We start from the raw sequence: 23,261 nt of genomic DNA, 5'->3' as shown, positions 1-23,261 counted from the left end.
CGGCATAGACCATGATGGATATTCAGCCGCAGCCTTCGCCGTTTCATAAACTCGATGCGCTTGCGCATATCGCGGCCTCGCAACTGGCGTCGGGCGTGCCCGTCTCACGCGGGGGGCGCGTGCGCACCATAGCGGCTGGCCACTATACGGTCAGTGGCCTTTCGGAACGTGTGCGGCTCGGTGAGTTCGTCGTCCATAAAAGCGCAACCGGTCTGCATCTCGGCGAGGTGGTGCGTGTTGAGCCGGACCTCATCTATGTCTGCCCCATTGAACCCGGCGATCCGATCGGCGTGAACGACGTTGTGCTGCGTGATGGAGAGTTTCGTGTCCAGCCCGATGATAGCTGGTGCGGGCGTACCATCAATTCGCTGTGCAAACCGATAGACGGCAACGGGCCGCTCTTGAAAGGCACGAAAAAGCGCTCGGTGATGACATTGCCGCCGCCATCCATGAGCCGCAGCCGCGTCGTCTCCGGTTTCCGTACCGGCGTGAAAGCGATCGATATCTTCACGCCGCTTTGCCTGGGTCAGCGTCTCGGGGTGTTCGCGGGCTCGGGTGTTGGCAAATCGACGCTTCTGTCGATGCTCGCCAGAGCAGATGCCTTCGACAGGGTGGTCATTGCGCTCGTCGGCGAACGTGGTCGCGAAGTCCGCGAATTCATCGAGGACACGCTCGGCGACAATATGAAGAAGTCGATTGCCGTCGTCGCCACCAGCGACGAGAGCCCGATGCTGCGAAAGATGGCGCCTCTGGTTGCCATGACCATTGCCGAGCATTTCCGCCATAAGGGGGAAAACGTCCTCTTCATCGCCGACAGCATCACGCGTTTTGCCCATGCCATTCGCGAAGTTGCGATTGCCGCCGGTGAGCCGCCGATTGCGCGCGGCTACCCCGCATCCGTCTTTACCGAACTTCCCAAGCTTCTGGAACGGGCAGGGCCCGGCGAGGAGGGGACCGGTACGGTCACGGCCATCATATCGATCCTTGTCGATGGCGACAATCATAACGATCCGATCGCGGATTCGACCCGCGGCATTCTCGACGGTCACATCGTGCTCGATCGGTCCCTGGCAGATGAGGGGCGTTATCCCCCGATCAATCCGTTGGCCTCCATTTCGCGTCTGTCCCACAAGGCCTGGACACCCGACCAGCACAAGCTGGTCTCGCGACTGAAGTCGCTCATTCACAATTACGAGGAAACCAAAGACCTGCGTCTGATCGGCGGGTATCGTCCGGGCGTCGATGCGGAGCTTGATATGGCCGTCAAGCAGGTTCCCTTCGTCTATGAAGTTCTCAAACAATCGCCGGGCGATCCAACGGTGATCGACGCCTATGCAGAATTGGCAAATGCGCTGAGAAACGCGCCGGTGAACAGCCAGATGGCAGCCGCACAGCGTCGGGGACCCTGATCATGAAACTTAGAAAGCGCAAGACCACCGAGGCGCAGTCAACCACCCAATTCGACAGAATGCTCACCGGTGGATTGATCGCCGTCGCAGCGGCCGCTGCCGCCTTGCCGTGGTACGTCTTCCTCAATCCGGAAAAATTCGGCATGAGCGGTCGTGGCTGGGAAGCGTTGATGAATGTCCCGCAGCGCGGCGGTGGCGGTGGCGATGCAGTCATGCCGCATGCCGACGATACCCTTGCAGGCAGTGAAAGCAAGGACGCCGCAGACACGGCACTGGACTCGGTCATTACGGCGACGGTTCCGGCTAACGGGACCAGCGACCTGAATGCCGACAACCCCATGAATCCGCAACCCTTCCCGGGCGGAGTGCAGTTCAAGCTGTTGCATGTCTCCAACGGGCGCGCGCTGATCGAAGATAAGTCCGGCATGTTCCTCGTCCAGATTGGGTCTGTCCTGCCTGATGAGAGCCGGCTGATTTCGATGACGAGAGATGGCGGACGATGGAAGATCGTGACGTCGGCCGGAGAACTCTACTCCGAATAGAGAGCTATAATACCGTCTCCCTACGCGTGGACCGCGTGGCCTGGCGATGAAGATATTGATCGTAAAGCAGAAAGGCCGCCTCTTCCGAAGCGGCCTTTCTGCTTTGAACTTTGCTCCTCATGGGGGAGCCTTCCTGGATGCTTCTTACCGATCGAGGAAGGGAGTTTCGCGTTTTGGCAGTGCCGGCACATCGAAATGATCCGGCTCGTCGCCCTGCTTGGCCCGTTCCACCATCATTTCATAGGCGGTCTCCAGATGACGGCAGAAGCGTTCAGCGTCGAAGAGCGGCGTGACGAAACGGTTGTCCGCGATACGGTCGCGCACCTCCTTCAGCTTGTCCGGGTTCTGCGCGTAGAATACGGCCTGTCTCACATACTCTTCTTCGTCGCTGGCAATGAGTTCGGGCGTGCCGATGGCATTCAGCAGGCTTTCGCTGACCCGCGAGGCGAAATTCGTGCCCTTGACTGTCAGGACAGGCAAGCCGGACCAAAGCTGTTCGGACGTCGTCGTGTGGCCATTGACCGGGAAGGTGTCGAGACCGAGATCCGCTGCCGTAATACGGTTGAGATGGAGTTCGAAATCCAGCTTGCCCATGAGGAACACGCGCTTGGCAGAAATGCCGCTTTCGGTGAACTTCTTCATGATGTTGACCGCACTCACCTGGCTATTATGCAACACCCAGATCACGCTGTTCGGCGTCTTCTTCAGGATATCGCACCACAGTTCGATGACGCGTGGCGTGATCTTGCGGTTGGCGTTGAAAGAGGCGAAGACGAAGGCATCTTCCGGTAGGCCGACATCCGCACGGCTGACCTGCTTTGCCAACGGACGGTTGAGCGGATCATTCGGTTGATAGGTTTCCGGGAGGCGAACGAACTTTTCATGATAGAAGGGCTTGGAGCTTTCCGGCAGCACATAATGGTCGCCGATGGCGTAATCCAGATCGATATTGACGACCGACCCGGGAAAACCGATCCACGCCACCTGAATGGGTGCAGCGCCCATATTGAGGATAGAGGTCCGGTTGCCGGCCGTATGTCCCTTCAGGTCGACCATGATATCGATGTTGCGTGCGCGCATTTCTGCGTGCGCTTCCTCGTTCGTCATATCGCGAATGGTCACGACGTCGCCCCACAGGCTTCGGTCGGCCTCGTTTGTCTTCAGCAATGCCTCGTCGGAGTGGCAAAAGAGCGTGATTTCGAAACGATCGCGGTCATGCAGTTCCAGAACGCGGCGGATCAACTTCATCGTGGCGTGCTTGTCGAAGAAGTCCGACGATAGGTAACCGACGCGGATCTTCTTGCCCCACTCATGTGGCATTGCCCGACGCCTTGCGGTCATATCGGGGCTGAAGTCTGGCGTGTTGGAGCGCGCCAGCTGGTTGATATACTCGTCTCCGCTCCAGTGTAGATTGAAGAAGGTGCCGTCGAGCGAAACGAAAGACGTATCGCCTGCTGCCACGGCCGCATCGATGATCGGCTGATGTTTCTCGATATTGTCGAACCTGCTGTGTTCGCGGCTAAACACCAGATACATCAGGCGCACGGGATTGTTGTGCGGCAATCTCGACAGGAGAACGCGGGCGGTGTCGATATCGCTTGGATCGAAAAGATCCCAAGTGGTGATCGCGATGCGGGCGCCGAGCTTGATATGCTCGATATTCTCGCTCTTCATCAGGATCGTCTTCAACGTCCGGGCAATGCGGTTTTCGCCACGCTCCAGCAGCAGCGATCCTACGATGTAGGCCACGTCCAGATGTTTGTGGAACCGGTGAATGAGCCGGTTGGAAAGGGCCAGAGCCTTGTCTTTCTCGCCGCATTCGTAAAACAGCTTGATGCTCTCGACCAGGTAGGTTTCGGCATCGAGACCGTTTTGCTGGTAGGCAAGTTCGTAGGACGTGGCGGCCTGTTCCTTCAGTCCAAGCTGAAGCAGCGTTTTCGCCAGCAATGCATAGGTGCGGGCATCCCGGTTCGTGTCCATCAGCCGGTTCAACGTCGTCAGCGCTTCTGTGTAGCGTCCCGTCTTGAAATGCTTGGAAGCGGCCGAATAGCTGATTTCGTTTAACATTGGGTCCGTTGCGTCCTCTTGCTCGACATCTCGGAAGGCACCACCCGGGGTGCTGACCGATCTGCGGCGAATAGAAAATTCAACCGACCCTACAGGATGAACCTTGCTCGAAACGGGAAAGCGTGAGTGCTGCCCCGAGATCCGTTTCAAGCCGTTCACACAACGTTAACTGTAGCCCCCGGAACTGGGCATTCAACGGGTCAAATTAAGAAGTTCGAAATGCTTGGGGGCCATTTTCATCGTCACGTGACGGGTTTGGTGTCCTTCAGAAAATGGACCCGAGTGGCATGATGCCGAACCGTTTACGCCGGTGAAATCCGGCATGTCCCTCTCATGTATTTCGTAAAAAAGGGGCAATCATGTCTAGCATCAACTTCAATGCAAACGCTACAGCTGCACTTCAGACCCTGCGTGACGTCAGCAGCAAACTGAACACTACCCAGAACGCCGTTTCCTCTGGCCTCAAGGTCGGATCTGCCAAGGACAACGTTGCCTACTGGTCGATCTCCACCAGCATGAAGTCGGACAACAAGGCGCTCGGCGCCGCGACTGACGCGCTGGGCGTCGGTGCTGCAAAGGTCGATACGGCTTACGCTGCGATGGACAGCGCCATCGACGTCGTCAACGAAATCAAGGCGAAGCTGGTTACGGCGAGCGAAAGCTCTGTCGACAAGGATCAGGTTAACCTTGAAGTCAAGAAGCTGCAGGAACAGCTCTCGGCTATCGGCCAGGCAGCATCCTTCAACGGCGAAAACTGGATGGTCACGGCCACCAAGACGACGGTTGTCGACGGCTTCATCCGCAAGGACGATGGCACCGTCAAGATCAACACGGCGAACTTCGAGGCTGCAAGCTATGCCATGTTCTCGACGATCGCCGGCGGTGTTGGCAGCGGCGGCATCTTGAGCGCCGTGATGACCATTGCACTCACCAGCGCTGCAACGCAGGGCAAAATCGACGGCTTCCTGACGACTGTCGAAACCGCTCTGAAGAGCCTGACCAAGGGCGCTGCTGCTCTCGGTGCATTGTCCACCCGCATCGACCTGCAGCAAAAGTTCGCGGGCAAGATCAGCGATGCCATGGACGCTGGCATCAGCCGCCTGGTAGACGCAAACATGGAAGAAGAGTCTGCTCGTCTGTCTGCACTGCAGACCCAGCAGCAGCTCGCGGTCCAGTCGCTGTCGATTGCCAATTCCAGCTCGCAGAGCATTCTCTCGCTCTTCCGTTAAGCTCAGCCGTAAAGAGAATATTAAAGAGGCCAGGTCGCAAGACTTGGCCTTTTCTTTTTATTAACCCAAGTTAAAAACGTATTAACTGATTAATTTCTATTTTTACCCTATTTTAATTATATATTATTCCGTTGTTAACCCTAACGTTGTTAGATGAATTCATCAGAACGACGGCTGAAGTGTTAATAGGTTCACTCAGCGAGCATGACGCTGTACGTCGTTTACCGGTAAAACCGGAATGTCCCTTTCTTTTATACTTGCCAGAGGGGCAGTTTTAATGACGAGCATTCTGACCAATTCATCCGCGATGTCCGCACTGCAGACGTTGCGCTCGATCAACTCCAACCTGACCGACACTCAGAATCGCGTTTCCTCCGGCATGCGCGTAGAGCAGGCGTCGGACAACGTTGCCTACTGGTCGATCTCCACCAGCATGAAGTCCGACAACAAGGCCCTCGGCGCTGCGACTGACGCACTGGGCGTTGGTGCTGCAAAAGTCGATACGGCATATGCCGCCATGGACAGCGCTATTGACGTCGTCAACGAAATCAAGGCGAAGCTCGTCACATCGAGTGAAACCTCGGTCGACAAGGAACAGATCCAACTTGAAGTCAAAAAGCTTCAGGAACAGCTCTCGGCAATCGGCCAGGCAGCATCCTTCAACGGCGAAAACTGGATGGTGAACACCACCAACACGACAGTTGTCGACGGCTTCATCCGTGAAAGCGACGGTACCGTTAAGATCAATACGGCAAGCTTCAAGGCTGGCAGCTACGCCATGTTCTCCACCATCGACGGCGGCGTTGGCAGTGGCGGTATCCTTGGCGCTGTCATGACCATCGAACTCACCAGCGTAACCACGCAAGGCAAGATCGACACCTTCCTCGACACCGTCGAGACGGCGCTTGGCAAGATGACCAATGGTGCGGCAGCCCTCGGCGCGCTGAAGACACGTATCGACATGCAGGACAAGTTCTCCAGCAAGCTGTCGGATGCCATCGAATCTGGCGTCAGCCGCCTGGTGGATGCGAACATGGAAGAAGAGTCCGCGCGCCTGTCGGCATTGCAGACCCAGCAGCAGTTGGCGATCCAGTCGCTCTCGATTGCGAACTCCAGCTCGCAGAACATCATGTCGCTGTTCAGAGGCTAATCGCTTCCGTTTTAATGAAAAGCCGCGCGTCAGCGCGGCTTTTTTCGTTTTGGTCAAAAACAAAAATATCCATTATTATCAGATAATTAGGGATAGTTAACGTCGATCTCCCACATTAACGTAGCGTTCATTGAAGTAAAAACTTCCCTACATTTAAACGTTTGTTAACCATAAAGCTGTTTTCTGTGCTCATCGAAACAGCGCACCGAACCCACAGTTCGGTAGGCATGAAGCTATCCGACGCGTTTCCCGGCTTGACCGGAATGTCCCTTCTTCCAGAGATTGCCAAAGGGGCCACTTAAGATGACCAGCATTCTGACCAACACCTCCGCTATGTCCGCATTGGAGACGTTGCGCAACATCAATACCACCCTGTCCAACACGCAGGACCGTGTTTCTTCAGGTTACAAGGTCGCGCAGGCCAAGGACAATGTGGCCTATTGGTCGATCTCAACCACGATGAATTCCGACAATAAGGCCCTGAACGCCGCCTCCGACGCACTTGGCGTGGGCGCAGCGAAGGTTGATACGGCTTATGCGGCCATGGAAAGCGCCATTAGCGCGGTCAACGAAATCAAGGCAAAGCTGGTAACAGCCAGTGAAAAGTCGACGGACAAAGGTCAGATCCAGCTCGAAATCGGCAAGCTTCAGGAGCAGCTTTCGGCCATCGCACAAGGTGCCTCCTTCTCCGGCGAAAACTGGATGGTATCGACCAATACGGAGGCCAGCGTCGTCGACGGCTTCATTCGCGAAGCTGACGGAACGGTCAAGGTGACGACGGCGACATTCAACGTCGAAACCTATGCCCTGTTCGCAACGATCGCCAACAATGTCGGCAGCGGCGGCATTCTCAGCGCCGTCATGACCATTCAGTTGACCAGCATCACCACGCAGGGTCAGATCGACACCTTCATGGACACGGTCGAAACCGCGATCAGCAGAATGACCGACTCTGCCGCCGCACTCGGCGCTCTGCAGATCCGCGTCGATCTCCAGGACAAGTATTCCGCCAAGCTGTCGGATGCGATCGAGGCGGGCGTTAGCCGCCTCGTCGATGCTGATATGGAAGAAGAGTCCGCAAAACTCTCCGCCATCCAGACACAGCAACAGTTGGCAATCCAGTCTCTGTCGATCGCCAATTCCAGCTCGCAGAACCTGATGACCCTGTTCCGCCAGTAAAGTCTTTCGCCAGAACAGAACAAAGGCCGCGTTTTCTGGAAAGCGCGGCCTTTGTTATTGAAGCGGCAAGATCGGTCGAAGGCCACGTCTCCAGCTTCGCACAAGTTTCATCATGGCTTGATGGTCTACTGGGCAATCTTTTGATTCGCCTTGGCTTTTTTAACCGTCTTTACACGCAAGCCGTCAGAGGCTCTGCCTGGAATGCCGCAGCCGGTCCGCTATTTGCCTTGTCATGACGACGGGGTCGATCCGCCAGAAATGGCATGTGTTTTACTCGCCTCGAGACTGCTGACATGACGAAAATCATGACCTCTGGCTATGTGCAGAGCGCTCTTCAAACACTGCTTTTCAGCAATGAAAATCTGGACAAGGTTCAGAAGGTCACCAGCAGCGGGTTGAAAATCGGCGAGGCTGCGGACAATGCCGGGTACTGGTCCACCGCCAAGAACCTGAAGTCCGAGGGTAGCGTTTTAAGCAGCGTCGGCGATGCTTTAAGTCTTGGCGCGTCCAAGGTGGATACTGCCTATGAGGCCGTCTCTTCGTCGATTGAAGTTCTCGACAAGATCATGACGCAGTTGATCACCGCCTATGACCCGAGCACCAATCGCGAGATGATCAATGGGTCGATATCGGCACTCAAGAAGAACCTGGCGTCCGTGGCTCAGGCCGCATCGTTTTCGGGCGACAACTGGCTGTACAACACCGCCCCCCAATTGACCGACACCAAGTCTGTTCCCTTCTCTTACAAAAAGGGTCCTGACGGGTCGATCAGTCTGCAATATCTCAGCATCAAGACATCTGAAACGGTGCTCATCGACACGAACGACCCGGCGCGCGGTCTGTTCAGCAGGGTGATCGATGCATCCCCGCTCAACCCCGACGGTACGGCTGCGTCCCGTGACTACTACCTGATGAGCCCCGATGGAACGACGCCGCCGGGTGGCCAGGAAATCGCGATTTCGGCGGACACGACGAAGGAAGAGCTCGACGACATGGTTGCCGTCGTTGGAGAAATTTCCGCTAAATTGAAGGGTCTCGGTAGCTCCTTCGGCACCATGTCCAACCGTATCGACCAGCAGCAGTCCTTCGTGGGCGCACTTGGCGATTCATTGGACAAGAGCGTCAGCCGTCTGGTCGATGCGGATATGGAAGAAGAATCGACCCGGCTGGCAGCCTATAAATCGCAACGCGATTTGGCGGTAGAAGTCGTTTCGATGGCCAATAGCTTCCGAAAGAGCCTTGCCAGTCTGTTTGGTTGACGCTGCCGCTTTGCGCGTCTGGCCGGAAATACCAGCGCGATAGGCTTAAGCCGGACAATTGAGGAAGGGCAGGGCGGTCAGGTTCAGCCAGCCCATCCGACTTGCCGGTCTATGACTGGGCGCGGCCTCGATGTTTTGTCATCTGCAAGCTGGCCCCGCCAACAATATTGTCGCGCTGCGACACGAAGGCCGGAGAGGTTCATCCTCGCACAAGTTTGGCTCTCTACCCTGCAAGATGAAAAGCTGTCCCTGTTCAGGCCCTTGGTCTTTGCATCGCAGCTGCCAACACCTTGCGCTTACGGCGCAAGGCCTTTCGGATTGATAAAGCCGGATGTCATGTCTGGTGCCAGGTGCGTGGATGAGTGCAGCGCTGACTAAATACTTGAAGGACTTCAGCCAGTTTGTGCCGGCAGAGGAGCCGGTTACGCTTGAGCTCGATATGCCGGCGCTAGCCTTTGAAAGCGAGTGGGCTCCTTCGGTCGAGCCGACCGTCGATCTGGAAGAGGAGAAGCGCAAGGCTTTCGAAGAGGGAGAGCAGGCTGCAAGACAACGTCTCGAGGACGAGCATCAGGCAGAGCTTGAGGCTCTGAAGGCGCGCCATGACGAAGAACTGGAAGCCCAGCGCATCCGCTTCGAAGAAGAAATTGCCGGTCACCTCGCGACCTCGGTCGTCACGATGAAGCAGGCCGTGAACCAGCACGTCGAAGATGCCTGCCTCAAGGTCTTGAGCCACTTCGTGGAGGAGGAACTGGCTCGCAAGACCGCGGCGGAGATTTCCGCCCAGATCATGCAGGACATAAAAGACGGGTATGCGGGAACGATAAGGATCAGCGGGCCGGAGCATCTGCTCTCAAGGCTGCGCAAGGACTTGGACGATGTCGACAACCATATCGACTTCGATACGTCCGACGACATCGATATTCAGGTTCAGATGGATAATTCAGTTTTGATGACGAGATTGTCGGAGTTTTTTCAGAGCTTGAGAGGCCTGTCGGATGAGTGAAAGCGAAAATCACCATCACGGCAAGAACGAAATCATTATCGTCAAGCGGCACAAGGGTGGTCATGACGGCGCGCATGGTGGTGCCTGGAAAATCGCCTTTGCCGACTTCATGACGGCGATGATGGCTTTCTTTCTCGTCATGTGGCTCGTCAATGCGTCGAACGAAAAGACGACGGCTTCGGTCGCAAGCTATTTCAACCCGATCAAGCTGACCGATGAGCAGCCTGCTGCGCGCGGATTGAAACAGCCTGCCAAGAAGGAACAAGGCGAGGAAACGAGCGCGAAGTCCGATACGAAATCGGACAAAACGACCGAGGGAAGCGCTGCGGCAAGCGGGGAGGATTCGACCACCACCGCTGGGCAGAATGTCAATTTCTCCGAGGCGGCTTTCTTCGAAAATCCTTACGCCGTCCTGGCCGAAATCGCTCAAGAAGTCGGGCAGCAAGCCAATGTCAGTGCCAAGGGTGAGGGCGGCGCAAGCGAATCCGGCCCCTCCACCGGTGCGTCGGGCGGCGAGGCTTATCGCGACCCCTTCGACCCGGATTTCTGGAGCAAGCAGATGGACACTGCGCAGCAGAACCCGTCCGTGACGATCCAGGATACCAAGCTGCCGGAAAAGGCACAGAAGCCTGATAGTGAGAAATCCGAGCCGCCGAAGCAGGATGTCGCAGGCATCATTGGCGATCCGGACACGCTGGGCTCTCCCGTCGATGCGAAAGCGGTAAAAGCCGTCCAGGCTTCAGAAGATGAACTGGACCCGGAGGCGGAAAAGCCGCAGGACGTGGCGATGGCGATCCCTCGCCCCACCCCTAAACCTGACCAAGGTCAGAAAGCCGATCCGGCTGCTGGCACGCAAGATGCGCAGTCCACGCCTGCCACGCCGGTGAAGGTCTCCCAGGCCGATGAAAAGGCTGCCGATGAACTGCGCAAGGAAATCGCGCAACAGGTTTCCGGCGTCGCGGGCAAGCTTGCGGAGGGCATTGTCGTGACCCCTGCTGAAGGCGGAACGCTGATTACCATTTCGGAGAAGACAAGTTCGGCGATGTTCGGCGTAGGGTCTGCCGTGCCTCAGCGCGACCTTGTGGTGGCCATGGGCAAGATCGGCGAGGTTTTAAGCAAGCAGAAAGGCGCAGTCGTCATTCGCGGACATACCGACGGTCGGGCTTACAATAGCGGCGGTAAAGACAACTGGACATTGTCGATGGATCGCGCCCATGCAGCCTATTACATGCTGGTGCGCGGCGGGCTGGATGAAGGCCGCATCAAACAATTGTCGGGCTTTGCTGACCGTCGTTTGCAAAGCGCAGATGACCCGCTCAACGGCGCCAATCGCCGTATCGAGATATTGCTTGAGGACGGTTGAGGCCAGCGGATGATGAGAGCCACTCATATTGCTGGATTGTTGATGGGCGTCTCCTGGCTTCTTGCGCCGTGCCATGGGCAGGCGCAGAGCGACCTTCCGCCTGCAAAAATTCTCCGTTCGCTGCAATTCGTGCAGGACTCGGTCGTGATGGGAGATCATTCCGCGCGCGACATGCAGAAGTTTCTGCTCGCGACCTTCGATACGACGTTGCGCACATCGAACATGTCGGTGTTCTCGGACGTAAAGAACGCCGACGCGGCTCTGATCTACATCATGAGCGGCGGCAATCCGGCGACGCTGAACTATCTCGTTGCCAAGGATGTGCAGGGATATTTCGATTCCCGCGTGGTCAACGTCCTGCAAAAGTATTTGAGCGGCCGTGGTGGGATGGTGGACAAGATCGTCGCCGACCTGATCCCGGAATATCGGAACAACCGCATGGGTCCCTATCTCATGCTGATCGCTGGAAATATTGCCTTTTCAAAGGACCCGGCGGGCTCACTGCCCTTCTTCGACGATGCTAGACTGAGCGCTCCCGGCACGATCATCGAGGAAGCGGCTTTGCGCCGCTCGATCATGGCGACGCTACAGTTGAAGCAGCCCGAGAAGGGGCTGCTCTATGTCCGGAAATATGCGCTTCGGTTTCTCCATTCGCCCTACGCCTCGCAGTTTGCCGATCTCTTCGTCAGCTTCGCAATCGATAATTACGGTCCGGTGAGCACCGAGGATATCGGCGACATCGCGGAACTGATGGATGCGGAAAGGGCGCAGGAGATTTATCTGCGCATCGCCCGGCAGGCCTCCCTGCAAGGTCGGATGGAACTTGCCAAATTTGCTGCGGACAGAGCCAACGCGCTGACCGATGAGACCGGAGACACGGCGCGTGAACCCCTCTCAAAGCTCTATTCTGGTTTGACCAGCGTATCGGGTCGAGACGTCGTCAATGCTAGCGATTCTCTTGCCACCATTCCGGCAGATGAACTCTCCCCACGCGACCTTGCCTTGCGCGATGCTGCAAAAGCTGTCGCGGAGCAGATTATGCGGCCGCCGGCTTCACCGAGTATTCAAGCTGAGGGCGGCGGTAGCCCGGTGGCAGCCAATGCCGCGCAAGGCAGCAGCGCCGCCGCCGCCGGTGTGGCCTCTGGCACCAGCGTCGGTGACAAGACTGAAGCCGAGCCCGCTGCAAAGGCACCACAAGAGGCTGCCGTGCATACGGATGATAGCGCTCCACTAAAGACTTTTTTCGACAAGAACCGGGCGCGGTTGAACGAAATCGACTCCATGCTGAAGCAAGAAGGAGGATGACATGAATGTCCTGACCAATCTCGTGCCGGCCAATGCCGACACCGTCAAGCTTGCTGACAAACGTGATCGCGGGGGAGCATCCAAACAGAATGGATCCGGCTTCTCCGATGTGCTTGGCGCCGTTGACGAGCGAGCACAACGACCTGCATCCACGGATCAGGCAGAACCGCGCGCGTCTGGTGCGACATCGAGAGAGCCCGCTCCGTCATCGGCCTCCGGCGACACGGGCGCTCAGAGCCAGGCGCGTCAATCCGATGACAAGGCACCCGTGGCCGCTTCAAATGACGGGCAAGGGCAAGCCCCTACCAACGACGAACAAGCGCCGACGGGCAAGCCCGCTATCCTGCTTAATCTTGTCGACCTGCCTAAGACCACTCAAACTATGCCCGGCGCGCCCGCAGAACAGGCTAGCGCCGACGAGACGGCCGGGTCACTCGCGGATCTGGTGACTTTCATCGAAGCAATGACCAAGGCCGTAGGCAAAGCGGAAGCGCCTGTCGAAGACGAGACGACGGATACCGACAGTGAGAAACCGGCAGATGGTGACGAGGCCGATGTAGCGACAGCGCCCGCGGGCAATGGTCCGGATTTGATGTCGCTTCTTGCCGTGGCGGCAGCGCCGACAAGCGAGCCGGTGAACCCCGTCCAGACAGGTCCTCAGTCCAAGTCTTCCGAGGGCGGGGCTCTGCTGCCGGTTGAGCCGTCCATAGAAGGTGAGGATGCCGTACCGGCAACGGTCGTGCGTGTTTCCAAGGCAGACGTGTCAGCAATCGACCTTCACATAGCGTCTCATGAGGATGGCTCGACCAAGATCGATGCGACGCTCGCATCGACCGCAAATCTCGACGTCGTTCAGGTGCTCGACAGCAGGCGCTTTCTTGCGCTCGCGCCCACAGCCAACACAACCAATATCACGGCGGCCATGACATCTGATCCCGACTGGGCAACGGCCATGGCCGGGCAGACAGCGGGCGCGCCACTGGTGACCAGCACCGGCCAGGTGGTTCATACGCTGAAGATCCAGATGAGCCCGGTCGATCTCGGTCACGTGACAGCGGCCTTGAAGCTCGTTGGCGATGAGCTCAGTGTCCATCTGACCGCGCATACGTTGAAGGGGTACGCCGAGCTTCAAAAAGACGGCTCCGCAATTGTCGATGCATTGAAGTCCCAGGGTTTCAGTGTCGAAAACGTGACCGTTTCGCTGGCAACCGGTACGGACCGCCAGGACAATTCCACCAATAACCGCCAGTCCGGCGATCCTGGCCAGCACGGCGCGCAGCAGGGCAGCCATCGCGGCAATGATGAGAGATCGCAGGCGCAGCCTCAATTCTATCGCCAGGGGCGCTCCAATGGTCCCGAGGAGGCCAACGGCAATGATATCACGGTACAGCCTGAAACACCTCCTCGCGCTGCTGGCGCTCGTCCTGGCCACGTCTACCTGTGAGGCATCACAGCCCGTAGCCGCAGTGGAGTGCGAGCGGCAAATTCATGACGCCGCAAGCCAGTACGGTATTCCCGAAGGAATTCTCTATTCCGTCGGCTTGACGGAAACCGGACGCAAGGGGTCGCTCAGCCCCTACGCAATCAATATCGAAGGCAAGGCCTTTTTCCCAGAGAACCGCGGGGAGGCTTACCGCATGGTTGAGGAGGCCCGACAGCGAGGAGCCAAGCTGATTGATGTCGGCTGCATGCAGATCAACGTCTATTTTCACGGAGCGGAGTTCCGGTCTATTGGCGATATGTTCGAGCCTTCAAAGAACGTCGCTTATGCTGCACGCTTTCTCAAGCAGCTGCACGACAGGCATGAGACCTGGACGATGGCGGTAGCAAGGTACCACGCCGGGCCGAACAACGACCCCGCGCAGCAGCGTTATGTCTGCCGCGTGATCAGTAATCTGGTCGCAACGGGTTATGGTCAATGGACCGCGAATGCCCGCAAATTTTGCCAGGGATAAGCAATCACTGATTGTATTAGCTATGCTGAATTCTGCACGTTTTGAAATGCGGCGAGAATTGGTCAAATTTTATGAGTCAATCCCTGCAATTTTTTCCACAAGCTTTTCCCACGAAAAAATATCCCATTTTTTGAAAAGACATACTATATATAGTTCAAATCGGCACAGTATGGTTAATCAACTATTAATTATTACCTGTATTTTCCTATAATTGTGAGAGATTCGCCCGATTCGTACACCCTAGACGTAGGTTGGCTACACTGATTCGGAGGCGGACGAATGATCGTGGTAGTTGATGAGCGCAAGCTCGTTAAAGAAGGATATACGGCCCTGTTTGGCCGAGAGGGAATTCCCTCGACTGGATTTGATCCAGCAGAATTTGGAGAGTGGGTAAACACCGCAGCGGACTCGGACATTGCTGCGATCGAAGCGTTTCTGATTGGGCAGGCCGAGACCTCTCACGAGTTGCCAAGAACGATCCGTGATCGTTCCCAGGCACCTGTGATTGCTGTCAGCGACCAGCATTCGCTGGACGCGACGCTCGCGCTGTTCGATTGTGGCGTTGACGACGTAGTCAGAAAGCCGGTTCATCCGCGCGAAATCCTCGCACGTGCGGCAGCTATTCGCCGCAGGCTCAATGTCATCACCCAGTTTACCGATGTCGGTCCAATCCGGGTTTTTTCCGACGGCCGTGACCCGGAAGTGAGTGGCGAAGTGTTCCCGCTTCCGCGCCGCGAGCGTCGCATTCTGGAATATCTAATCGCCAATCGTGGTCGCCGCGTTTCCAAGGCGCAGATCTTCAACGCCATTTACGGCATCTTCGACGAAGAGGTCGAAGAGAACGTTGTTGAAAGCCACATCAGCAAGCTGCGCAAGAAGCTGCGCAAGAAGCTCGGCTTCGATCCGATCGACTCCAAGCGGTTCCTCGGATACTGCATCGATTGGTCATGAATGTCATCGCGGGTATAAGAGCCCGCGATTTTGTTTTTACATTTCAATAACATCTTTTGCGAAGACCGGTCCTTGCCGGTCTTTTTCGTTTTCAGGCTGCCGCATGTCCGGCGCAACGAAATTTTCCAGGCTGACAAAAACAGACAGCCTCACGCAAGGCCCGCATCCTAACGTCAGCAAGAACAGGAATAGAGGATTCGACATGAGCCTTTTTGGAACGATGAAAACTGCTGTATCCGGCATGGGCGCTCAGGCCAACAAGCTCGGGACGGTCGGTGACAACATCGCGAACGCCAGCACCACTGGCTACAAGAGTGCGTCGACATCCTTTTCGACGCTGGTGCTGGGCTCCGGTGGCGGTAATTACAATTCAGGTGGCGTCATGACCAACGTCAATTACTCCATCTCGCAGAATGGACCACTGCAGTCGACCCAATCAGCGACCGACATCGCCATTCAGGGCGACGGCTTCTTCGTCGTACAGGATACGGCAGGAAACACGTTCCTGACGCGGGCCGGTTCCTTCAAGCCAGACGATGAAGGCTTTCTGGTCAATGATGGTGGCTTCAAGCTGCTCGGCTACAAATACACCGGTACGACGCCGACCACCGTGATCAATAGTTACGACGGGCTGGTCCCGGTCAATATTTCAGCCGATGGCATGACGGCTACGGCCTCTACATCCGGTGCTCTGACCGGCAACCTGACAGATTCCGCGCCGATCGTGGCAGCAGCCAACCTGCCGAGCACGAACTCATCCACTGTCAATGTCGATCAGGTCAGCACCTTGAAGACCTCGGTGACGGGTTACGATCCTCTTGGCAATGCAGTGAAGTACGATTTCTACTTCTCCAAAACCGGAGATGGCGAATGGGAAGTATCTGTCTACGACTCGGCGTTTGCATCGGCCACTGGCGGCTTCCCTTACTCGCAGCCAGCGTTGACCACTGAAACCATGAGCTACGACGATCTCGGCAAGCTGACGAACGATCCCGCAACGATCCTGATCGACGACACGAATAACAGCACTTCGATCACCGTCGATCTTTCCGGCATGTCGCAACTCGGCGCGGAAAAGTCGACGATCTCCAAGGGCTCGGTCAACGGTAACCCGGCCGAGGAAGTTCAGTCCGTTTCCATCAATGCAGACGGAACGGTCTACGCGACCTATGCCAAATCCTCGCCCCGCCCGCTGTTTCAGATCCCGCTGGCCGATGTGGCAAGCCCGAACAATCTGAAGGTACTCTCCGGCAACGTCTTCCAGACTACTGCCGACTCTGGCGTCGTAACGCTTGGATTTGCCGGTCAGACCGGGTTTGGAACGATCGCCTCCAAGCAGTTGGAGCAGTCGAACGTCGATATCGCCAACGAACTGACTGAAATGATCCAGGCTCAGCGCAGCTACACGGCAAATTCCAAGGTCTTCCAGACGGGTTCCGATCTGATGGACGTACTCATCAATCTGGTAAGATAACGTTTAGAGGACGAGTGAATGTCGCTTGGTTCGGCACTGAATACGGCTAAGGCCACTCTGAGCAATACGTCGCTCCAGAGCGCCGTCGTTTCGAATAATATTTCGAATGCAAGCTCTTCGGATTACAATCGCCGGGCGGCAGTCACCAGCACAAGCTTGTCAACCGGTGCCATCACCGTCAAGATCGAGCGAGTTGAAGACACCGCTCTTCTCAAGCAGAACCTTTCTGCCTCTTCCGACGATGCCGGTAAGCAAAAGTTCCTGGATGGAATGAAGTCGCTGAGCGTCGTTCTAGGCGGAGAAGAATATACGGCAGCACCCTCTACCTATCTGGCAGCGCTACAGAACGCCTTGCAGACCTATGCAGCCTCGCCAAGCGACGTGACGCTGGCGTCCGCTGTCGTCAGCGCGTCGACGGACGTTGCCAATGCCCTCAATACGTCGACCAACTCGGTCCAGCAGTTGCGCGCCGATGCCGATAGCGACATTCAAAACACCGTCGCCAAGCTCAATCAACTGCTGTCCGATTTCGAACAGGCAAACGATTCGGTCAAATACGCAACGTCGGTTGGACGCGATCCGAACAACGCGCTCGACAAGCGCGAAGGCCTGCTGAAGGAAATCTCCGGTATCATCGGTATTTCGACGGCTGTCCGTTCGGGCAACGACATTGCGATCTACACGTCCGATGGCACGACGCTGTTTGAGACCACACCTCGAAAAATATCCTTCGAGCCTCGCGCCGCCTATGACGCATCCACCACCGGCTCCTCGATCTTCATCGACGGCGTGGCGGTCAAGCCTGGTTCGGGAAGCAATACCACGGCGAAGGGCAGACTTCCGGCCCTGCTTCAATTGCGTGACGAGGTTTATCCGAGCTATCAGTCGCAACTGGATGAAATCGCCCGTGGACTGATGAAGACCTTTGCCGAAGATGACGGCGCGGGCAATCCTGTCGCCGGTCTCTTCACTACCCGCGACGCATCGACAGTGGATTTCGAGACGCCCCAGGTTATCCCGGGCCTCGCCGGATTGATCTCCGTGGCTCCCAATGCGGTCGCAGCGCCGACAAAACTGCGCGACGGCAGCATTGCCGGAACGAGCCCGAACACGGCAGGATCGAGCGGTTATTCGGATCTTCTCTACAAATACACCGCGGGTCTCAACACGCAGATGGATTTCGATCCAGCTGTCGGCCTCTCCACCAATACGACGCTTCTCAGCTTTGCGACGGACTCTGTCGGCTTCATCGAGGAATATCGCAGCAACGCCACGTCGGCAGCCGATAACACCTCCGTCATGCTGACCAAATCGAAGGAAGCCTATTCCAACGCAACCGGCGTCAATCTCGATGAGGAGCTTATTCAGCTTCTCGATATCGAGCAGTCCTACAAGGCAGCCGCAAAGCTCATGTCGACGGTAGACGATCTTCTGAAGACACTGTTGGAGGCAGCGAACTAATATGAAAACAACGGCGATCTCCTCACAAACCGTCAGCACGGCCATGCAATTGACGGTGACCAACGCTCAGGCCGAAATCAGCAAGCTGCAGAAGGAAGCCGTTACCGGCACCTATTCTGATGCCGGCGTGGTACTTGGGACGCGCACCTCGACGAGTCTCGATTACACCCGCGAAAGCAAGCGGCTTCAGTCGATCGTCGATTCGAACTCGGTCGCACAGCAGCGCATGGATGCATCGCAACTTGCGATGAAGAACATGTCGGATTCGGCACAGACCCTGCTCAATTCGGTTATCGCGCTCAGCGGCAACACGGACTCCAGCAGCCTTGGAGTGGCGGCGACGACTGCGAACTCGGTGCTGGAGAATTTCACCAGCTATGCGAACACCGCCGTCAACGGGGAGTACCTGTTCTCGGGCATCAATACCGACGCGCAGACGTTGAACGATAGCTTCATCGCCGATATCGGCAGCGATCTGAAAACGGCGTTCGACACTCGCTTTCCGGATCCGTCTGCGGCCTCGCCAACCGATGTCGCGAGCTTCTTGCAGGACTATCAGGACAATTTCGACTGGTCGTCCTGGACCAATGCGTCCGATACCACGATGAGCAGCCGCATTAGCACTTCGGAAACCGTATCGACATCCACCAGCGCCAACGCTGACGGTTTCAAGAACCTGGTGCTCGCCAGTGTGATATCCTCTCAGCTGGTCAATCATGGTTTGGGCGCGAGCGCGCTGTCAGTGGTGAATGAAACCACGACCAAGCTTGCAGGCGCCGCCATTGCCAACATCGATACTCAGCGTGCCAAGATCGGCTTGTCTCAGGAGCGAGTGGAAAAGGCGAACACCTATATGAGTGCGCAAAAGACCATCATCGACACTCAGCTTTCCGATCTTGTGGGCATCGACACCTATGAAGCATCGACGCGGCTCACCACGCTTTTGAACCAGGTCGAGACGTCTTACAAAATCACTTCGAAAATTCAGGGGCTTAGCCTCGTGAACTTCATTTAACAGGAACTATTCCGCCGATGACGGGCGGCGCATTGGGCCATGAAGGAAAAATAAATGTTCCAGTTTTCATATGCGGAGATCATGGAGGATGACCCCCATATTGCCCGCGACCGGGAAAGACAGGTCCTTGAGCGATCTATCGAACTCTTGGAGATTGCCAAGCAGCAGGACAGATATGGCAAGGACGGCATTGAGGCCATTTTCTACACAAGGCGGGTTTGGACACGTTTCATTGACGATCTCCGGCAACCCGAGAATGAACTGCCGGTCGAACTGAAAGCCAACCTTATTTCCATCGCCATGTGGATTCTCAAGGAATGCGAGCAGATACGCAAGCGTAACTCTACGAACTACCAGGGCATTATCGACGTCACCACCATCATCAAGGATGGACTAAAATGAAAAGTACACTGCGGATTTCCTTGAAGTCTGGGGAAAAAATCTTCATTAACGGCGCCGTACTTCGGGTCGATAGAAAAGTGTCCCTGGAATTCCTCAACGATGTGACGTTTCTTCTTGAAAACCATGTCCTTCAACTTGAGGATACGACCACACCTCTGCGGCAGCTGTACTTCATCGTGCAGATGATGCTGATCAATCCGGAAGGCAAGGAGCAGTCGCTGACACTCTTCCGCAAGTCGATCACCATGCTGCTCGCCACCTTCAAGAACGAAGAAATTCGTTCCGAATTGAAACGGATCGATGCCACGGTTTCGTCCGGCCGTCCTTTTGACGCGCTGAAGACCATTCGCGGTCTCTACGCCAAGGAAGAAAGCATTCTCAACAGCCATGAGATCACGCCTGCGGCGGTGAGCGAACTGCGAAGGGAAATCGCGCCATGGTAGACCCAGTCACCAGTTCTGCATCGACAGCGACCACTGCAACATCCGCATCGAAGACGGATGCCAAGAAGGCGACGCTCGATTACGACAACTTCCTGAAGCTTCTCATCACCCAGATGAAGAACCAGGACCCTACCGATCCTATGGATCCGAGCCAGCAGGTTGCGCAGCTTGCGACCTTCTCGCAGGTAGAGCAGTCCATCAAGATGAATACCAATCTGGAGAGCCTGATTTCAGCCTCGTCTCTCTCAAACGCCTCATCCTACATCGGCAAGACGATCACCAGCGCCGATGGCAAAACGAGCGGCATCGTTAAGTCTGTAGAAGTCACGTCCGAAGGGCTAACGGCCAACACGACGACGGGCGCGACGATTGCGATCGGACAAGGCATCAAAATCTCCCAGACGGCAGCTTAACGCCTTCCGTCGAATCACATAGTATCTCTAATGGCAGCTTTCGGCAGCCATTAGAGCGAAACGTGTCCGTTAGGACCCGTAAAGCACGCTTTAATTTTTGAATTGATGCATCGTGCTGCGCGGAGTCAAACCCGATCTTGGCCCGAGGCTCACACCCATATAATTCAAGCTCGGCATGATTTGGCGGAGCGGAATGAGCGGACCGAGATGAACGAGGCAGACGCTCTCGATATTATGCAAAATGCGATCTGGACGGTGCTGATCGCATCGGGGCCTGCGGTCCTTGCTGCCATGGCGGTCGGTATCATCATCGCTTTTATCCAGGCGCTGACGCAGATTCAGGAAATGACGTTGACGTTCGTTCCTAAGATCATCGCGGTCATGGTCGCCATCGGCTTCACAGCGCCCTTCGTCGGCGCGCAAATCGCACTCTTCACCAATCTCGTCTTTTCCCGCGTTCAGTCCGGCTTCTGATCTGGGGCGTGTTGCGATCCTTCGGGTCCGCCCATGGCCACCTGTCTGTTCTATCGGATGTCGTGTCCAAACCGCACGTGCCGGATAGGGCACGCGTCAAATATGTTACCCACCATGATACCGTTGTTTTCCAATGACGATCACGGGATCGGTGCGACCATCATCGATGGACGCGAGGTTCAACTGCGACCAAAGCTGATGAAAACAATGCAAATTTACATGAGAATGAATGGTGCTGCGAAAGAGGATTGAACTCTCGACCTCTCCCTTACCAAGGGAGTGCTCTACCACTGAGCTACCGCAGCATCTGTCGCCGAAGCGCCGCCTCGACATCAAGTGGGCGCCTATTGCCATAGGTTTTTGACGAGCGCAAGCGTCAAAGTGCGACTTCACCATACCTTTCTGAAAAAAGACAGGGCCACTGTTGAAAGGCGGGAAATTCGTTTATGACACCGCCTATGGATGAAGATCAGGACGAAACCCCGCAACAGCCGCTTCTATCCGGGCAGAGCGGACCGGGCGAGAAGGCGAAACAGCGAGAAGCGGAGCGCAAGGCACGCGCGGCAAAAAAGCTGCGTGAAAATCTTGCGCGGCGCAAACAGCAGCTGCGTGCGCGTCGCGCCGGCAATGAAGACGACACGATCGGTCTTCCTGCCGTAAAAACGAACGAATCGTCCGGACAAGAACAAGCCGGGGACAATTGAACCGGACAGGGATTTCATCTTCCGCTTGAACTCGCTCGTGAGGTCGGCGGCACCATGTATTTTCAGCTGAGCTGCCGAAATGGCAGGCCGGCGCCAACACATGCCTTACCGGCATTTAGGAAAGGCGAGCGCATCGCTCGTAAGGGACGAATGGATCGTATCAGAATCACAGGCGGGAACGAGCTGAACGGCATCATCCCGATTTCCGGAGCAAAGAATGCTGCATTGCCATTGATGATCGCATCGCTGCTGACCAGCGATACGCTGACATTGGAAAATGTGCCGCATCTGGCTGACGTCGAGCAGCTGATCCGCATTCTCGGCAACCACGGCGTCGATATTTCCGTCAATGGCCGCCGCGAAAGCCAGGGCGAGAGCTATTCCCGCACGGTGCATTTTACCTGCCGCACGATCGTCGATACGACCGCTCCTTACGAACTTGTCTCCAAGATGCGCGCCAGCTTCTGGGTGATCGGCCCACTTCTCGCCCGCGAAGGCAGGGCACGAGTCTCGCTGCCAGGCGGTTGCGCTATCGGCACGCGCCCTGTGGATCTCTTCATCGAAGGCTTGGAAGCGCTCGGCGCCATAATGGAAATCGACGGCGGTTACATCAATGCGACCGCACCCGCTGGCGGTTTGATCGGTGCCACCTACACCTTCCCCAAGGTTTCTGTCGGTGCGACCCATGTTATGCTCATGGCTGCGACGCTCGCACGTGGCACGACGGTCATTCATAACGCAGCCCGCGAACCCGAGGTCGTCGACCTTGCCCAGTGCCTCTCGGCCATGGGTGCAAAAATAGAAGGTGCAGGCACGTCGACCATCACCATCGAAGGCGTGACCTCACTCTCCGGTGCGCGCCACCGCGTTCTTCCCGACCGCATCGAAACCGGCACCTACGCCATGGCAGTCGCCATGACAGGTGGCGACGTCGTGCTTGAAGGCACGCGCGCTTCGCTGCTCGACAACGCCATCGAGACGCTTCGGCTTGCCGGTGCCACGATCACGGAAACGCAGACCGGCCTTCGCGTGGTGCGCAACGGCAACGGCATTCGTCCGGTCGATGTCGTGACCGAACCATTCCCCGGCTTCCCGACGGATTTGCAGGCGCAGTTCATGGCCCTGATGACCAGGGCCGACGGCGTATCACACATCACCGAAACGATTTTCGAAAATCGCTTCATGCACGTGCAGGAACTGGCCCGCCTCGGCGCCAAGATTTCGCTCTCGGGGCAGATGGCGCGCATTGAAGGCGTGTCGCGTCTGCGCGGCGCACCGGTGATGGCGACCGACCTGCGCGCATCCGTTTCGCTGGTCATTGCCGGACTTGTTGCCGAAGGCGAAACCATGGTGTCGCGCGTCTATCACCTGGACCGCGGTTTCGAGCGTCTCGAAGAAAAACTGAACCGCTGCGGCGCGAAAGTCGAGCGCGTTAGCGACTGATCCTTCATCGCCGATCCTTA

The 23,261-nt window shown here is 56.6% G+C and carries 21 protein-coding genes, 1 tRNA gene and 1 pseudogene; 21 read left to right on the top strand and 2 right to left on the bottom strand.

Annotated features, from left to right (window positions below):
- Window positions 1-101 precede the first annotated feature (101 nt).
- Together fliI and QZ862_RS04300 are read left to right on the top strand one after the other, a co-directional pair.
- A pseudogene (gene fliI / locus QZ862_RS04305) lies at window positions 102-1,409 on the top strand (flagellar protein export ATPase FliI); the annotation flags it as partial.
- Between the two features lie 2 nt (window positions 1,410-1,411).
- Window positions 1,412-1,951: a flagellar protein gene (locus tag QZ862_RS04300; RefSeq protein ID WP_296018216.1), complete on the top strand. Its 540-nt coding sequence runs from the start codon at window positions 1,412-1,414 to the stop codon at window positions 1,949-1,951.
- 144 nt (window positions 1,952-2,095) lie between these two features.
- On the opposite strand, the gene QZ862_RS04295 is transcribed toward QZ862_RS04300, so the two are convergent.
- Complete coding sequence (locus QZ862_RS04295; RefSeq protein WP_296097730.1) at window positions 2,096-4,018, bottom strand: glycosyltransferase family 41 protein; 1,923 nt, start codon at window positions 4,016-4,018, stop codon at window positions 2,096-2,098.
- A gap of 359 nt (window positions 4,019-4,377) precedes the next feature.
- On the opposite strand from QZ862_RS04295, the gene QZ862_RS04290 reads away from it, so the two are divergent.
- The 17 genes from QZ862_RS04290 (at window position 4,378) to fliQ (ending at window position 21,094) form a co-directional block, all read left to right on the top strand.
- Window positions 4,378-5,247 carry a flagellin gene (locus tag QZ862_RS04290; RefSeq protein WP_296018220.1) on the top strand — a complete coding sequence of 290 codons (870 nt, stop codon included), beginning with the start codon at window positions 4,378-4,380 and terminating at the stop codon, window positions 5,245-5,247.
- A gap of 277 nt (window positions 5,248-5,524) precedes the next feature.
- Complete coding sequence (locus QZ862_RS04285) at window positions 5,525-6,397, top strand: flagellin (protein ID WP_296018222.1); 873 nt, start codon at window positions 5,525-5,527, stop codon at window positions 6,395-6,397.
- A gap of 303 nt (window positions 6,398-6,700) precedes the next feature.
- Window positions 6,701-7,576 carry a flagellin gene (locus QZ862_RS04280; protein ID WP_296018223.1) on the top strand — a complete coding sequence of 292 codons (876 nt, stop codon included), beginning with the start codon at window positions 6,701-6,703 and terminating at the stop codon, window positions 7,574-7,576.
- A gap of 293 nt (window positions 7,577-7,869) precedes the next feature.
- Window positions 7,870-8,835 carry a flagellin gene (locus QZ862_RS04275; RefSeq protein ID WP_296018225.1) on the top strand — a complete coding sequence of 322 codons (966 nt, stop codon included), beginning with the start codon at window positions 7,870-7,872 and terminating at the stop codon, window positions 8,833-8,835.
- A 358-nt stretch (window positions 8,836-9,193) separates the two neighbouring features.
- Entirely contained in the window at window positions 9,194-9,838 is a 645-nt protein-coding gene (locus QZ862_RS04270) for a hypothetical protein (RefSeq protein WP_296097728.1), read from the top strand.
- Window positions 9,831-11,201, top strand: coding sequence for a MotB family protein (locus QZ862_RS04265; protein ID WP_296097727.1), 1,371 nt, complete (start codon window positions 9,831-9,833; stop codon window positions 11,199-11,201). The genes QZ862_RS04270 and QZ862_RS04265 overlap by 8 nt, the downstream gene beginning before the upstream one ends.
- Before the next feature lie 12 nt (window positions 11,202-11,213).
- A complete protein-coding gene (locus tag QZ862_RS04260) occupies window positions 11,214-12,506 on the top strand; it encodes a chemotaxis protein (protein WP_296097725.1) in 1,293 nt (430 codons plus the stop codon).
- Window position 12,507: 1 nt separating this feature from the next.
- The gene (locus tag QZ862_RS04255) at window positions 12,508-13,950 is read left to right on the top strand and encodes a flagellar hook-length control protein FliK (protein ID WP_296097723.1); all 1,443 of its coding nucleotides are present in this window, start codon (window positions 12,508-12,510) and stop codon (window positions 13,948-13,950) included.
- Window positions 13,880-14,461 (top strand): transglycosylase SLT domain-containing protein, encoded by a 582-nt coding sequence (locus QZ862_RS04250; RefSeq protein WP_296097721.1) that lies wholly within the window; start codon window positions 13,880-13,882, stop codon window positions 14,459-14,461. Before QZ862_RS04255 ends, QZ862_RS04250 begins: the two co-directional genes overlap by 71 nt.
- 279 nt (window positions 14,462-14,740) lie before the next feature.
- Window positions 14,741-15,412 carry a winged helix-turn-helix domain-containing protein gene (locus QZ862_RS04245; protein ID WP_296018236.1) on the top strand — a complete coding sequence of 224 codons (672 nt, stop codon included), beginning with the start codon at window positions 14,741-14,743 and terminating at the stop codon, window positions 15,410-15,412.
- A gap of 202 nt (window positions 15,413-15,614) precedes the next feature.
- Entirely contained in the window at window positions 15,615-16,886 is a 1,272-nt protein-coding gene (locus tag QZ862_RS04240; RefSeq protein ID WP_296039102.1) for a flagellar hook protein FlgE, read from the top strand.
- An 18-nt stretch (window positions 16,887-16,904) separates the two neighbouring features.
- Window positions 16,905-18,347 carry a flagellar hook-associated protein FlgK gene (flgK, locus tag QZ862_RS04235; RefSeq protein ID WP_296018239.1) on the top strand — a complete coding sequence of 481 codons (1,443 nt, stop codon included), beginning with the start codon at window positions 16,905-16,907 and terminating at the stop codon, window positions 18,345-18,347.
- Between the two features lies 1 nt (window position 18,348).
- Window positions 18,349-19,362: a flagellar hook-associated family protein gene (locus QZ862_RS04230; RefSeq protein WP_296018241.1), complete on the top strand. Its 1,014-nt coding sequence runs from the start codon at window positions 18,349-18,351 to the stop codon at window positions 19,360-19,362.
- 54 nt (window positions 19,363-19,416) lie between these two features.
- Complete coding sequence (flaF, locus tag QZ862_RS04225; RefSeq protein WP_296018244.1) at window positions 19,417-19,764, top strand: flagellar biosynthesis regulator FlaF; 348 nt, start codon at window positions 19,417-19,419, stop codon at window positions 19,762-19,764.
- A complete protein-coding gene (flbT, locus tag QZ862_RS04220) occupies window positions 19,761-20,207 on the top strand; it encodes a flagellar biosynthesis repressor FlbT (RefSeq protein ID WP_296018246.1) in 447 nt (148 codons plus the stop codon). The genes flaF and flbT overlap by 4 nt, the downstream gene beginning before the upstream one ends.
- Window positions 20,201-20,620 (top strand): flagellar hook assembly protein FlgD, encoded by a 420-nt coding sequence (flgD, locus tag QZ862_RS04215; protein ID WP_296039099.1) that lies wholly within the window; start codon window positions 20,201-20,203, stop codon window positions 20,618-20,620. The genes flbT and flgD overlap by 7 nt, the downstream gene beginning before the upstream one ends.
- Window positions 20,621-20,827: 207 nt before the next feature.
- Window positions 20,828-21,094: a flagellar biosynthesis protein FliQ gene (gene fliQ, locus QZ862_RS04210; protein ID WP_296018251.1), complete on the top strand. Its 267-nt coding sequence runs from the start codon at window positions 20,828-20,830 to the stop codon at window positions 21,092-21,094.
- 230 nt (window positions 21,095-21,324) lie between these two features.
- Here fliQ and QZ862_RS04205 read toward each other — a convergent pair.
- A tRNA-Thr gene (locus QZ862_RS04205) sits at window positions 21,325-21,399 on the bottom strand.
- A gap of 141 nt (window positions 21,400-21,540) precedes the next feature.
- Here QZ862_RS04205 and QZ862_RS04200 point away from each other — a divergent pair.
- Both QZ862_RS04200 and murA read left to right on the top strand, forming a co-directional pair.
- Window positions 21,541-21,798, top strand: a complete 258-nt coding sequence (locus tag QZ862_RS04200; RefSeq protein ID WP_296097718.1) for a hypothetical protein — start codon at window positions 21,541-21,543, stop codon at window positions 21,796-21,798.
- Between the two features lie 150 nt (window positions 21,799-21,948).
- Window positions 21,949-23,241, top strand: coding sequence for a UDP-N-acetylglucosamine 1-carboxyvinyltransferase (murA, locus tag QZ862_RS04195; protein ID WP_296097716.1), 1,293 nt, complete (start codon window positions 21,949-21,951; stop codon window positions 23,239-23,241).
- Window positions 23,242-23,261 lie beyond the last annotated feature (20 nt).

The organism is uncultured Agrobacterium sp. (genome assembly GCA_913777615.1).
Lineage (GTDB): Bacteria > Pseudomonadota > Alphaproteobacteria > Rhizobiales > Rhizobiaceae > Agrobacterium.
Note: the sequence above shows the minus strand (reverse complement) of the source record. Positions and strands in the feature narration are given on the sequence as shown.